The sequence below is a fragment of the Planctellipticum variicoloris genome (assembly GCF_030622045.1).
GTDB lineage: Bacteria > Planctomycetota > Planctomycetia > Planctomycetales > Planctomycetaceae > Planctellipticum > Planctellipticum variicoloris.
Window position 1 is genome coordinate 3,434,771 of the sequence record NZ_CP130886.1, and the last position, 12,991, is coordinate 3,447,761.

11 protein-coding genes are annotated in these 12,991 nt (G+C 63.4%); 5 read left to right on the forward strand and 6 right to left on the reverse strand.

Annotated features, from left to right (window positions below; translation table 11 throughout):
* Positions 1–36 precede the first annotated feature (36 nt).
* The 5 genes from SH412_RS13215 to SH412_RS13235 all read right to left on the reverse strand — a co-directional run bounded on the left by SH412_RS13215 (position 37) and on the right by SH412_RS13235 (position 4,326).
* Complete coding sequence (locus tag SH412_RS13215) at positions 37–423, reverse strand: GxxExxY protein (protein ID WP_336523985.1); 387 nt, start codon at positions 421–423, stop codon at positions 37–39.
* A gap of 174 nt (positions 424–597) precedes the next feature.
* On the reverse strand, positions 598–1,854 hold the full coding sequence (locus SH412_RS13220) for an MFS transporter (RefSeq protein ID WP_336523986.1): 1,257 nt from the start codon (positions 1,852–1,854) through the stop codon (positions 598–600).
* Positions 1,855–1,984: 130 nt separating this feature from the next.
* Positions 1,985–2,812, reverse strand: coding sequence for an ABC transporter permease (locus tag SH412_RS13225; RefSeq protein WP_336523987.1), 828 nt, complete (start codon positions 2,810–2,812; stop codon positions 1,985–1,987).
* On the reverse strand, positions 2,809–3,822 hold the full coding sequence (locus SH412_RS13230; RefSeq protein ID WP_336523988.1) for an ABC transporter ATP-binding protein: 1,014 nt from the start codon (positions 3,820–3,822) through the stop codon (positions 2,809–2,811). The genes SH412_RS13225 and SH412_RS13230 overlap by 4 nt, the downstream gene beginning before the upstream one ends.
* A 9-nt stretch (positions 3,823–3,831) precedes the next feature.
* Positions 3,832–4,326 carry a hypothetical protein gene (locus SH412_RS13235; protein ID WP_336523989.1) on the reverse strand — a complete coding sequence of 165 codons (495 nt, stop codon included), beginning with the start codon at positions 4,324–4,326 and terminating at the stop codon, positions 3,832–3,834.
* A 302-nt stretch (positions 4,327–4,628) separates the two neighbouring features.
* On the opposite strand from SH412_RS13235, the gene SH412_RS13240 reads away from it, so the two are divergent.
* Positions 4,629–5,423 carry a PIG-L deacetylase family protein gene (locus SH412_RS13240; RefSeq protein ID WP_336523990.1) on the forward strand — a complete coding sequence of 265 codons (795 nt, stop codon included), beginning with the start codon at positions 4,629–4,631 and terminating at the stop codon, positions 5,421–5,423.
* 24 nt (positions 5,424–5,447) lie between these two features.
* The gene (locus SH412_RS13245) at positions 5,448–5,669 is read left to right on the forward strand and encodes a hypothetical protein (RefSeq protein WP_336523991.1); all 222 of its coding nucleotides are present in this window, start codon (positions 5,448–5,450) and stop codon (positions 5,667–5,669) included.
* A 61-nt stretch (positions 5,670–5,730) separates the two neighbouring features.
* On the opposite strand, the gene SH412_RS13250 is transcribed toward SH412_RS13245, so the two are convergent.
* Positions 5,731–6,975 (reverse strand): tetratricopeptide repeat protein, encoded by a 1,245-nt coding sequence (locus SH412_RS13250; RefSeq protein ID WP_336523992.1) that lies wholly within the window; start codon positions 6,973–6,975, stop codon positions 5,731–5,733.
* Positions 6,976–7,200: 225 nt separating this feature from the next.
* Between SH412_RS13250 and SH412_RS13255 the strand changes: the two genes are divergently transcribed.
* The 3 genes from SH412_RS13255 to SH412_RS13265 all read left to right on the forward strand — a co-directional run bounded on the left by SH412_RS13255 (position 7,201) and on the right by SH412_RS13265 (position 12,606).
* Positions 7,201–8,442 (forward strand): serine hydroxymethyltransferase, encoded by a 1,242-nt coding sequence (locus tag SH412_RS13255; protein ID WP_336523993.1) that lies wholly within the window; start codon positions 7,201–7,203, stop codon positions 8,440–8,442.
* A 561-nt stretch (positions 8,443–9,003) separates the two neighbouring features.
* Positions 9,004–9,486, forward strand: coding sequence for an HXXEE domain-containing protein (locus SH412_RS13260; RefSeq protein ID WP_336523994.1), 483 nt, complete (start codon positions 9,004–9,006; stop codon positions 9,484–9,486).
* 117 nt (positions 9,487–9,603) lie between these two features.
* Positions 9,604–12,606: an ankyrin repeat domain-containing protein gene (locus SH412_RS13265; protein WP_336523995.1), complete on the forward strand. Its 3,003-nt coding sequence runs from the start codon at positions 9,604–9,606 to the stop codon at positions 12,604–12,606.
* Positions 12,607–12,991 lie beyond the last annotated feature (385 nt).

Genomic DNA, 12,991 nt, shown 5'->3' on the forward strand with positions numbered 1-12,991 from the left:
GTAACATGTGACTGCACGAGACGATTCATGAGAAGCTTACGACTTTGTCTTCAAAACGACTCGGCGGATTCCTTCCTTCATGACCGGCACATTGAAGTTGAGCAGAATCCCGACGGGTTTTCCCGAGAGCCTCAGATAGGTCAGTAACTGGGCCGTGTGAAGCGGGAGCAGAGCGTCGACGGACTTCAGTTCGAGAACGATCGTATCCTCGACAAGCAGGTCCATTCGGTAACCGCAATCCAGCGTCATCCCTTTGTAATGCACCGGCAACTCAAGTTGTCGCTGATAACCGATCCCGAGTGATCCAAGTTCATGACACAAGCACGCTTCGTACGCGGACTCCAGCAAGCCTGGCCCCAATTCTCGATGGACGGCGATCGCGGCCCCGCAGATTCGCCCGGAGAGAACTTCGTGGTCTAACATGAAGTGCTCCCTTCCCAGCAACCTGCAAGTTCCAGCGGCAAATATGCCAACCAAATCCATTGCAATTCCGCACTGTTACTGTATTTCTCTCCGTTCTCTCGTTCAAGTCTTCTCGGTCTTCCTCTTCTCCGCGTCCTCCGCGTCTCCGCGGTGAAATGATCTTCTCTCCGGCGTTCATTCGGTATCAAACGCGAGCGCCGGCGGACTGGCGACCGGGGTCGATTCTTCGTCCCGGTGCCGGATGGCGATCGGGACGTAGATGATCGCCGCCAGCAGGGCGGTTGCGGCTGAGGTTAGAAACATCGCGGTAAACCCGGCATCCACAATGATCCGCCCTAGGATTGGCGAGAAGAGGAGCGAGCCGAAGTCGGTGAAACCCAGGATGATCGCGGTTCCGGCGCCTCGGGACTCGGGCGGAAACGCTCCCGAACCCAGCGAGACGACGGCCGGGAAGAGCAGGGCGTGGCCGAAGCCGCAGACGATCGCCGGCAGAATGAACTGCCAGCCTTCCGTGACGGGCAACAGCAGCAGATGGCCGGCGGTGTGGCCGAGCAGACCGCGGATGAGCATCCAGTGGCGGCCGATGGTTCGGCTCCAGTTTCGCGCCAGGATGCGGAAGGCGAAGGCGGAGACTGCGTAGGCGCTGAAGAACCAGCCGAGCCCTTCGATGCCGCGATGCGTCGCGTAGCGGGTGAGAAAGACCGTCGTGACGGTGACACCCAGTCCCATGATCATCGAGACCAGAACCACCATGCCGGGCCAGTGCCGGAACAGCAGTCGAAAGGCCGGCGCCGAGGGATGCTCCCGGAGCGGCCGGTCGCCGTCGGTGAGGATCAGCACGATGATCAGATAGACCACCCCCACGACTGCGGCGGTGCCGAATAGCGCGGCAAATTGCACGTGGCCGTGGGGCAGAAAGCGGATGTACCAGTCGGCGATGTTCGAGCCGAGAATCATGCCGATGAACCCGCTGCTGCCGAGGTTGCCGATGACTTCGGTCCGGCGATGGGCGGGCACTCGGTGCTGGATGTTGGTCATCGAACAGGCGAACATGCTAGTCAGGCCGACGACATAGGCGATCCGGCCGAGATAGATCGCCCAGCCGATGTCGCGGGCGACGATCAGCAGACCGCAGCCGACGAGGTACAGCAGCGACGAGAGAATCCACATCCGCCGGGTGCCGAAGTCGTCAATGACGTGGGCCGCAGAGAGCCGGACGACGACGGCGACGGCAAGTCCCACGGCGACGATATCGCCGGCGATCCGCTCGGTCCCTCCCAGAAAGCTCACCAGTTCGGCGAACCGGAACGTCAGCGCGTTGGCCAGCACCAGGGCGGTGTTGGCGAGGTACTGCAGCCAGAAGACTTTGCCGTAGACTTCGTCCTCACGGACGTTCAGCGGCAACGGCGGAGCAGGGGGCGGGGTGGTCATCACTCAGCGGCAAACGGGGCGGGAGGAGGGCAGTCCCTCTAGAGCAATCATAGACGCGGCCTCGCGAATTCGCGACAGACTCTACCAGGACGCCTTCACTCGCCACCCGCTGCTGACCACTTCTTTTCGGCTAACCGCCGTAGGCGCTATATCTTCGCAGGCCGCGCTTCAGCGCCCAGCGGTTTGCCAGGTAGAGGACTACGACCCAGCCGGCCTCAATCAGCAGCTCGCGCGCCAGCACGGGCGGCGAATACCGGCCCAGGATCACGGCCGAGGGGAAAAAGGCCAGGTATTTGAACGGCAGCCACTGGATCCAGCCGGCCACCGGCTCCGGCAGCCAGTCGAGGGGGAGCATGTGCCCCGACAGGAAGTAGCTCAGCAACATGTAGATGAAAATCAGCGAGCTGACTTCGAGGAACCAGAAGGCCAGCAGACCCAGCAGGGCTTCGATCAGAAATCCGACCAGGAACGCCATGATCAGCGAGGCGATCCAGGCGGCGACGAGCGTTGGCGTGACTTCCTGTCGGAAGTAGTCCCGGCAGAGGTAGAACACCAGCAGAAACGGGCCGGTCGCCACGGCGTAATAGACCAGTTTGTGGGCCACCCGGTTCCAAAACATCCAGTCGATCAGATCGACCGGCTGCGTCAGGAAGCGTTTGATCGAGCCGTCGCGGACGTCGCGGGCGATCCCCGAGGTCAGTCCCGGCATGCTCGAAAACGCCCGGCCGACCATCACCAGGAGGTAATAGGCCACCATATCGGAATAGCGGTAGGAGTTGATCACGCGCTCTTCGCCGGCGGACTGAGCCTGGTAGATCGCTCCCCAGAGGAACACCTGGGTCACGATGGGCAGAAACCGAACGAGGGTGGCGAAGGCGAAGTCTCCCCGGTAGGCGAGGCGCTCGTCAATCGACGTCCGCAGGATGAACCACTTCGTCCGGAGCGTGGTGGAGTTCATCGCGAGGCCGCCTCAACCCGGTTGGAGTCGGTCGGAGTGCTGCGAGTGAAGAACTCGGAAATCACTTCTTCCAGCGGCCGTTCCTGCACGCCGACGTCTTCGATCGGGTACTGGCTGAGGAGAGCGGCGAGGATTTCCGGGATCTGATTCCGGGGAACTTCCAGCTTCACCCGCGGCGGGGCTTCTTCGATGATCCGCCCGAAGCGCTCCAGACCAGGCGGAATGACCGAGCCGGCGAACTGCAGTTGAATCAGCTTGTGGCTGGCGAACCGCTCGTTGATTTCGTCGAGGGGGCCGTCGTGCTTGATCTCCCCCTCGTTGATGATGATCGCCCGTTTGCAGAGGGCTTCGACGTCCTTCATGTAGTGGCTGGTGAGGATCACGGTGACTCGTCGGCGTTGCTGGTATTCCCGCAAGAATTCCTGCACACGACGCTGAGAAACGACATCCAGCCCGATGGTGGGCTCGTCGAGAAAGAGAACTTCCGGGGCGTGGAGCAGGGCGGCGATCAGTTCCATCCGCATCCGCTCGCCGAGCGACAATTCCCGGACTGGCTGGCGGATGAGCTTTTTCACATCGAGCAGGCTGGTCAGTTCGTCGAGTCGCTGGTCGAACTCGGCGGGATCGATCCGGTAGATCTCGCGGTGCAGCCGGAACGATTCAAGAGCGGGGAGGTCCCACCAGAGCTGGTTTTTCTGGCCCATCACCAGGGAAAACCGGCGGCGGTAGGCGTGAGCCCGTTCCCAGGGGACGTAGCCCAGGACGGTCGCGGAACCGGTCGAGGGATAGATCAGCCCGGACAACAGTTTCAGCGTGGTCGTCTTGCCGGCGCCGTTTGGGCCGAGAAAAGCGACGATTTCGCCCGGTTCAATGTGGAAGCTGACCCCCCGCACCGCCTGGACGGTGACGTATTCCCGGCGGAAGAGGGCTTTGACGGATGCCATCCACCCATCGCGTTTGCGGTAAACGCGATAGGTTTTGGTCAGGTTCTGCACTTCAATGGCGGCCATGCAGACATCTTAGCGGGGCGAATCCGCCCGGTCATCTCTGCCCGCCGTCCCCGGCGGAACCACCTGCAATTCCGCGCGGCGCTGCAGTCCGAGGACCACGAGACCGGTGGCGGCGAAGGCGGGGCCTTCGAGGGAGGTCCACCAGATCGGCATTCCCTCGGCGATGTCGAGCCCCAGCACGATCGCTCCGTGGAGGGGAGAGAGCAGCGCCAGGCAGCGGATCAGCGGCCAGTACCGACGAACGTCGAACGAGATGAAGAATACCGTGGCCCCGTGCAGGGCGTACATCAGCGACGCCGATCGCGCCAGATAGCCTGCCACCGGGTCCGCCGGCAAACCTTCCAGCCCTGCGGCGCGGGCGGCGTCGCTGAGCCAGACGTGGGGCACGACGACGGCGAACAGGGCGCAGAGATCGACCAGTCCGAACAGCCGCAGGAGGCGAGCGACATTCCGGAACGGATCGCCCGTGGGAACGGCGGAAGACGGCGGGGCGGGATTGGTCATAAATTGTCAGCGGGAGGAGAGCGTCTGCAGCAGAAGTCGGCTTATGCTCGCCGAGCCCGATTCCGGATGCCAGTCTGGAGGAGGGATCGGGAATCGAGTTCTTCCGTTTTCGACAGGGGAGCGATCGAAGTATACTCCTCGCAACATCTCAACCAGCGACCGGTGGCCGGGGCTGGACCGACGGGCGGCCCCGGTGCATGCTGTTCCGGGGCTTCGCGAAGACGCTCCAGCCCCGGCCACCCTGACTTCACGGTTTGAGAAGTGAACATGGCTGAAACCTTTCAGGCCTGACGGAGCCGGTTGTGACCTCGGACGCTGCCAAACTGCGAATTCTGGCGATTCATGCCCATCCCGACGATATCGAGCTGCAATGCGCCGGGGCGCTGCTCCGGCTCAAGGCGCTGGGGCATGACATCTTCATGGCCACCATGACACCCGGCGACTGCGGGAGCGCGGAGCTCACCTGTGACGCCATTTCAGCCGTCCGGCGAGAAGAGGCCCGGCAGTCCGCCGTGCTGATCGGGGCCGAGTATACCTGCCTGGAGTTCCGGGATCTGTCGATTGTGCACGACAATCCCAGCCGTCGACGGGTGACGGAATACATCCGCCGGGTGCGGCCGGATGTGGTCATCACCGCTCCGCCGGTCGATTACATGAGCGACCACGAAGTGACCAGCAAGCTGGTTCGCGATGCCTGTTTCAATGCGTCGTGTCCGAACTATGTGACCCAGCAATGGGATCCCGCCCCGGCGACGGAGAAGATTCCGTTTCTGTATTACGTCGACGCGATCGAAGGGATCGACTGGTACGGCCGGCCGCAGCCGGTAGACCTGCTGGTCGACGTTTCGGAGGTGTTCGAACGGAAGCTGGAGATGCTGGCCTGCCATGCCAGTCAGCGGGAATGGCTGCGGCGGCAGCATGGGCTGGACGAGTACCTCGACGGCTGCCGGCGGTGGTGCGGCACCCGCGGCACGCAGATCGGGACCGAATACGCCGAGGCGTATCGGCAGCACATCGGGCACCCCTATCCGCACGACGATATGCTGTTGAAACTACTTCAGCCCGGCGCGACCTGCGTCCGGCCGGAATCCGCATAGTCTTTCAGAAGCCAGGAACCTGCGATGTCCGCGACTGCGACTCCCACAGTGGAAGCCCATTTCGAAGCGAGCGAATTCCCCGAGTTCGAGCAGGCGGATCGCGCCGCCGGGCTGATGCTGGCCCGGCTGCTGATCTGCCTGTTTGCGCTGCTGGTGATCGGGACGGCGGCGGTGGGGTACTGGACGTCCCAGAACGAAGCCAACGGCACAGATCCGTATGCGTCGGAGGCCTATTCGCTCAAGTAAGCTCGAAGCCATACGCTGGGTGGCATGCCCCGAGTCTTCGAAGGGCGTGTTTTCACGTGCGCTATTCCGTCACGTTTCCCGCCGCCAGACGCTGTCGGGCGCGTTCCGCCCATGGGCCGCGCTGGTCGAATTCCAGGTAGCGCCGCCAGTGACCGGCGGCCTCCTCGGTCCGGCCGCTCGCTTCAAGCAGCTCGGCCAGGTGAAAGTGGGCTTCGGGATAGTCGGAGTGGACGTCGAGGGCCACGCGGAAGGCTTCTTCCGCGGCTCCCGGTCGGCGGGATTCCATCAGGAGACAGCCGAGCTGAGTCCAGGCTTCCAGGAACTGATGGTCCAATTCGACGGCCACGTAGTACCGCTCGATTGCGCCGCCGAGCTGGTTCTGGCGGTAGAGCAGTTCGGCCAGGTGGAAGTGCAGGGCGGGGTCGGTGGGGCGATCGACGAGCGCCATCCGGAGGGCTTCTTCGGCCTCGCCGAGTTCGCCGGCTTCGGTCAGGTTGGCGGCCTCGTGCAGCCAGTCGTCGGCGGTCCAGCCGACGCGTTGCCGCTGGAGGGCTTCGTGCTGCAGGAACGGGACGGTATCGGCTTCGGGTTCTGCGGGGACGGACTCGTCGAAATCGAAGACGCGCTGGCCGCTGGCGGATTCGATCAGGCCGCGTTCGTCGCGATAGACCAGCGCCTCGCCGCTGCCGAGAACTTCCAGTTGAGCCAGCGAACGGTCGACGTCGGGAAAGACGGAACGCAAGCGTGCGAGGCTGGCGGCGATCTCCGCGGGAGGAATCCCTTTGGCGACCAGTTCCGAGAGTTTGCGGACGCGGGCGACTTCGCCGACGTCGAAATAGGACAGCCGGTAGAGCTTTCGGGCCGGTTTAATCAGCCCGGCCCGCTCCCACCGGCGGACTTCGTGAACCGACAGACCGAGCATCTGGGCCAGCATCGCCGGGGTATGCAGCTCGCGGGATTCCAGGCCACGGTCTTCGAGTCCCAGGGCTTTGAGGAACTCCGCCTCGCTGAGAACACGTAGATTCTGCCCGCGTTGCTGGAGCCGATGGGCGTCCTCCAGCTTCACGGATGGACGCCCGTCCTCCTCCAGCGGCCAGCCCTCCTCGCCGACGACCAGCAGCGTCGTCTGCTGATTGACGTGGAGGGTGGCGGTACCTCCGTGCTGCTCGACCAGCTCGCCCGCCTGGCGATGGGTCAGGCTGGCCAGCGTGCCGGTGAAGGTCACCCGTTCGCCGGCCAGAACGCCATCGCCCTGAGCAGAGGGAGGTGGTGATTGAGCAGGCTCGGCGGCGTCGGAAGCAGTCATGCAGATCACACGTTAAGCGCCCGGAAAAACGGACGCAGGACGGAAAACCCATCGGCATAACGCGATGCAACGGGCGGATCAGTGGCGAGTCGAGGGCGTCTAGAATTATAAAGTGTGATTCCCCGGGCAGATACCGTACCGCCGGAACGGCTGGCGGATGGTGTTCGGGCCGGGGAACCCGCGGACGATGGCCGTCCGCGCCCGCCGTCTTCAGGAGTTGCCGCAATGTCCGCCTTGAGTCAGACCGATCCCGACATTTTCGCCGCCATTGAACACGAGCAGACGCGGCAGGTTGACGGTCTGGAGCTGATCGCCTCCGAAAACTACACCAGCGCGGCCGTCATGGAGGCGGTCGGTTCGGTCCTGACCAATAAATACGCCGAGGGTTACCCCGGTCGACGGTATTACGGCGGCTGCGAGCACGTCGATACGATCGAGTCGATCGCGCGCGACCGGGCCTGCCAGCTCTTCGGAGCCGAGCACGCCAACGTGCAGCCGCACGCCGGTTCGCAGGCGAATATGGCGGCCTATTTCAGCGTGCTGCAGCCGGGCGACACGATTCTGGCGATGAATCTGTCGCACGGGGGGCACCTGACGCACGGGATGAGCCTGAACTTCTCGGGCATGCTGTACAAGGTCGTGCCGTACGGCGTCCGGGAGTCCGATCACCGGATCGATTTCGACGAAGTCGCCCGGCTGGCCCGCGAGCACAAGCCGAAGATGATCGTCGCCGGGGCGAGCGCCTATCCGCGCGAGATCGATCATGCGACGTTCGCCGAGATCGCCCGCGAAGTCGGCGCGTACCTGATGGTCGACATGGCCCACTACGCGGGACTCGTCGCCGCGGGGCTGCACAACAGCCCTGTGCCGGTCGCCGACTTTGTGACCTCGACGTCGCACAAGACGCTTCGCGGCCCGCGGTCGGGCTTCGTCCTCTGCAAGGAGATCCACGCCAAGGCGGTCGATAAGACGGTTTTCCCCGGCCTGCAGGGGGGCCCGCTGGAGCACGTCGTTGCGGGGAAGGCGGTCTGTTTTCTGGAAGCGATGCAGCCGGCGTTCAAGGATTACGCCCGGCAGATCATCGCCAACGCCCGGACGCTGGCGGAGACGCTGATGTCTGCCGGGGTACGGCTGGCCAGCGGCGGGACCGACAATCACCTGATGCTCGCCGACGTGACCTCGATCGGCCTGTCCGGCAAGATTGCGGAGCAGACGCTGGACAAGGCGGGAATCACGGTCAATAAGAACATGATTCCTTACGATCAGCGAAAGCCCCTCGACCCGAGCGGCATTCGCCTGGGGACGGCGGCGCTAACGACGCGCGGGATGAAGGAAGCCGAGATGAAAAAGGTCGGCGCGTGGATCCTCGGCGTGCTGCAGCATGCGGACGACGAGGCGGTCGTGGCGCGGACGCGGCAGGAGATTGAAGAGTTCTGCAAGGCGTTTCCGGTGCCGGGGATTGGCTGATTGATACGCGTCCACGCAATGGGCTGACGACGATGACGGCGGCAGAGCAAGGGCTCTGCCGCCGTCTTTTTTTGGGGGGGGGAGTGGGAGAACCCCTCCGTTCCCGGGGTGTCGCTGCGCGCAACCCCGAACTACCGTCTGCAGATCCCGCCGGGGTCGACGGAAAAACTCGGAGACTCCAGACAACTTCCTCTGGCTATTCTCTATATCTCTGTTCGCGATTCCCTCTCCTCGCCACTGGCGACACGACCGTCACAGTGGCACAGCGTTCCGGTGAACGGCGCGAAGTGGCGCCGACTGGCCGTCCGCGGCCGATCGGTGTCACGCAGCGACGGGAGGTTGGATGCCGGACGGGCTTGGCTGTGAATATAGATTCGTCAGGCGATGCGCATCGCGCGGCTGCGCCGCCCCGGCAGGTCGAGAAGATGACCGACCGGGACCACCAAAACGCTCTCTTTCCCGGCGAGCTGCAGGGGGAGAGACTCTTACGCTCGCCGTTCCGGGCGAGTATTTTCACAGCGTTCCTTTGCGCGAGATCCGAAATCTGGTTGTGAGAGATCTGTGTCGCACGAGCATCTTCTCTGGATCGCCCTGACCGCCTACGGCCTCCATGTCCTGGAGGAGTACGAACTGAACTGGCGCGGGTGGGCAAGCTCCGTCCTCGGCCTCCCCGTCGACTGGGGTTCCTTTTATCTGGTCAACGCTCTGGTCGGCGTGCTCGGCGTATGCTGCGCGTCCGTCGGATGGCGGGAGCCGTGGTTCGCCCTCAGCCTCCCGGCGTTGATGATCATCAACGCCACACTGTTCCACGTGCTGCCAGTCGTCGCGACGCGGATCTACTCTCCCGGCGTCACAACGGCGGTCCTCCTGTTTTATCCGGTCGCGGGCTGGGTGTACTACGGAGCGTGGGCCGACGGCGTGCTGACGGCGGCCGTGTGCGTGCAATCAGGCATTTCCGGGGCGTGCCTGATGGCGATGCCGATCGTCCTGATCAAGGTCAAGGGCCACAAAACGTTCGACTTCAAGAACAAGGAATCCGACTGACGTCGTGCGCGAGCGGGACAGGTCCACGGACGCATCGACTGCAACTGTCTGAAGCCAATGCGCTGTCATCTCTTTTCTGACCCATCGCGCCGATGGGACCATCATGAAAGGCGTCACATGCTGAATGCGGCTGAGAATTATGCGGAGTGGTGCGGGTTGTCGGGCCTCTACCTGGCGAATCTGTCGCACGTCGATCGTTACCGGGTCTATGGCAAAGCCCTTTCCCCCGCCGGGCTGACCGTCGCAATCGTCAGCGATTTTCTCGACGATGCTAATCCCGCTCTCGACGTCGACGACTGGCGGACCTATCGGGTCTATGAGTTCGGCCCTGGTAAGACCGAACGAGTCGAGCGGACCGTCGCGGCGCTGCGCGAGATCGGGGCCAACGGCCTGGCCGAGGCCGTCGGTTCATCGCGCAGCAACTCTCCGTTCGAGGCCCTCCAGAGCATGTGGGAGGGAGGAGCGCCCGACATCGACGCGCTCGCGAAGTCGGTGAATGCATTCGATATGGTCGCCTCGCTGCGCAAGTCGCTGGGCCAGGTGCTGCCTGGCCGAAGAGGAAACCCGAATCCGGACGATTCCGAGAGCCCGTCCGCTGCTCCAGCGCAACAGACCGAAGATCGAAAGCGAGTTCGGGACCTGCTGGAGCAGTTTGCACAACGGCATCGCGAGGCGCTCCAGGCCGACGTCGACCGCCACGGCGATCCGCGGCTTGAGGCGGGATATACGGTCGAACGGCGAATGCGGGAACTCGACGCCATGCGAGCTCGCTGGGTGTCGCATCAGACGCAGGCCGACGCGATCGAAACGCTGACCAAGATCATGGAGAAGATCCCCAAGATCACTCAACAGAAGACGGAGGGGAAGGAGAAGAAGGCGGCCCAGCATCTGAAGCAACTCCTGCGACTGTTCCGCGAGAAATCGCTGGAACTCCGCCGGGTCGCCGAGGAGGACCGCAGCAGTCAGCTTCTGGCCTTCTGGCCGAAGCTCCAGGGATTCGAAGCCCAGTACGCCGATTTCGTTTCCCCCGATGTCATTGGCGACGCTGCGCTCCGTCGCGCAGCGGAGGAGATCGGCGACTTTTCCGCCGAATCGAAGCGCAAATCGACGACGCTGGAATGGAGTTCGCCGCGCGGACTGAAATGCGATTGGACGACGTTCGACCTCACGGTCGACGTCATCGCCAAGTCCAAAACCGCAATTCGCGCCGGCCTTCAGGCGGTCGAGCGGCTGCGGGCGGAGTTTCCCCGTCTGCAGGACGAGTGGCGGCAGCAGACGCTCGACTCGTTTCGCGAGAACTACCAGGGACAGATGGATGAGTCCGAACTGGAGGACTACGACCTTGATGACGACGGCGAACCGAGCGACGCCGGAATCCTGCGGCACGTCGAGTCTGGCTCGCTGATGCTCTCGACTGCGGATCCCGAGGGCCGGGGCTTCACTCTGACGGCGTACCTGTCCGTTGAGTGGGACCAGGAACACGGACAGGAGCTGGAGTGCGAGATCGACTTTGACGCCGGTTCGCAGGAGGCGGGGGCGGAGTTTGAGCCGGGTGATGTCACAATGGCTGACTCGGGAACGCCGTTGAGGGCTGAGGACATTCTGCGATTCGAGTCGACATTCAAGATTGCTTTGCCGGCGGACTACCGGGAATTCCTGCTGCGGTACAACGGCGGCGTTCCGTCGAAGAACTACCTCATCCGAACTCGGGACGGCATGGAGGACAACTGGTGCGTCGCTCGATTCCTGACGTTGACCGGAACACTCAGCGCGCCGTTCACTCCGGACAGCCTGGAGGCCTGTCTGCACCTGAGCAACGGGACGAGGATTTCTTCACATCTTCTCCCCATCGCCCTGCTGCGCAAGGGGACCTTCGACCCGATCAATCGGTCGACCACGCTGGCGCTCATTCTGTCGGGGAAACGTACAGGCAAGATTGGTCTGTTCGACGCCGACGTGATGCTCGAGCCGCTCCTGGAAACGGGGGATGCGCTGGAAGTCGCTCTCGATGAGATTGTTCGCAACCCGGTCATCGCGGGCGCGAGCTTCCCGGATCTCTGGAGAAAGCTCCAACCTGCACCGGAATTCGCGATTCCGGAATGGCTGCGGTGCATACGGCAGGACGATGTGCCGGCGTTTCTGGCCTGGGCGGCGGGGGGCGGCGATGTTGCGGAGAGACTGATTGAACCCGGAGGGGAATTTCAACCGACGGTCGTCGATCTTCTGGCCGCCGAGGCGTCGGACGAGCTCCTTGAAGCCGTCGTGAAGCAGAAGGTCGTCCGACCGAAGTCACTGCGGGATGCGTGGCGGCAATTCCTGTTCATGGACGTGCCGCGGTTTCGGAAGTTGATGCCACTGCTGCCGAAGGATCAATGGTACTTTGTGCTCGGATCACCGAAGGTCTGGGACCATCCGGACCTGCTGGATGAACTCGCAGTCGCCGGGGTGAATCTCGAGACGGCGATCGACGAAGAAGGCGGAACGGCCCTGCATCGGGCTGTTCAACTCGGCCGGACCGACGCCGTCCGTTGGCTGCTTGACCACGGTGCGGACCCGAAAAAAGCGGATCGATACGGACGCACCGCGCTGATCTACGCAGAAAGCGGACAGGGCAATGCCTGCCTGGCGATGCTGGAGGGCCGCCCCGAACCGACACCGACCGGAACAGCCGCCCCGGATGCGCCGGGAATCGCAGTGCTGTCGGCAGCCGCGGCGGCACTCCCCGCGGGAATCACCCTGAGACTGCAGATCGAGATGACATCCCCGCCGGTCACGCGCGTTGAGAAGGTCTACTATGCGGAGGTTGGCTGCCACTATCGATTGACGTTCGAGGTCAACAACGGCCAGGTTACGTTCAACGACACACGATCTCCGCGCCAGGACTACCTGCACACGAAGCACTGGGTCGACGGGCTGTTCGCGCCGATTCTTCAATGGCCGAAGTTGACCCCGCTGTGGGAAACACTTTCAGTCCAGGAGTTCGATCTTGGAAAAGCCATCAAAAGTCGCAAGTACGTGCCAACCCCTCGCGGCGACCTCATTTCCGCGGCTCGCTCCGCGCTGGAGCAGGCATTTGACGCCGGTGAAGCCTCCGCCCGGGTCATTCGCGTCTCGAAGTAACCCTTTGGATCGCGTTCCTGCCACGGATGCCGCAGGGTGACGCCGACTGGCCGACTGCGGCGGAGCGGTGCCGCGCGGTGGGGGAGGTTTGATGGGAGGGGCGGATTTCGGGGCGAGTTCCGATTCGTCGCGCGAGAGACTTCCCAAGGCTGCGCCGCCCCGGTCGATCGCAGACGACCAACCCGAGCCACCGGCTGATTGAATGACACGCCCATCGCGGACTCTGGGCATGCCACCCAATCTGGGGAATTGTTGTAGTTTTGATGTGATTACGGCGAAGACTCCGGGCGCTGACGCTTCCGGCTCCGGGGAGGCGGACGGGCGCGGCCGGCACAACTGTTCCTGCGACGCTGAGCGCCAACCGCATCTTATTGCCGATTCGCGA

Excerpts from the sequence above, each read along its gene's own strand:
- SH412_RS13215 (WP_336523985.1), bottom strand. The coding sequence starts at position 423 with ATGTTAGACCACGAAGTTCTCTCCGGGCGAATCTGCGGGGCCGCGATC.
- SH412_RS13220 (WP_336523986.1), bottom strand. The coding sequence starts at position 1,854 with ATGACCACCCCGCCCCCTGCTCCGCCGTTGCCGCTGAACGTCCGTGAG.
- SH412_RS13225 (WP_336523987.1), bottom strand. The coding sequence starts at position 2,812 with ATGAACTCCACCACGCTCCGGACGAAGTGGTTCATCCTGCGGACGTCG.
- SH412_RS13230 (WP_336523988.1), bottom strand. The coding sequence starts at position 3,822 with ATGGCCGCCATTGAAGTGCAGAACCTGACCAAAACCTATCGCGTTTAC.
- SH412_RS13235 (WP_336523989.1), bottom strand. The coding sequence starts at position 4,326 with ATGACCAATCCCGCCCCGCCGTCTTCCGCCGTTCCCACGGGCGATCCG.
- SH412_RS13245 (WP_336523991.1), top strand. The coding sequence starts at position 5,448 with ATGTCCGCGACTGCGACTCCCACAGTGGAAGCCCATTTCGAAGCGAGC.
- SH412_RS13250 (WP_336523992.1), bottom strand. The coding sequence starts at position 6,975 with ATGACTGCTTCCGACGCCGCCGAGCCTGCTCAATCACCACCTCCCTCT.
- SH412_RS13255 (WP_336523993.1), top strand. The coding sequence starts at position 7,201 with ATGTCCGCCTTGAGTCAGACCGATCCCGACATTTTCGCCGCCATTGAA.
- SH412_RS13265 (WP_336523995.1), top strand. The coding sequence starts at position 9,604 with ATGCTGAATGCGGCTGAGAATTATGCGGAGTGGTGCGGGTTGTCGGGC.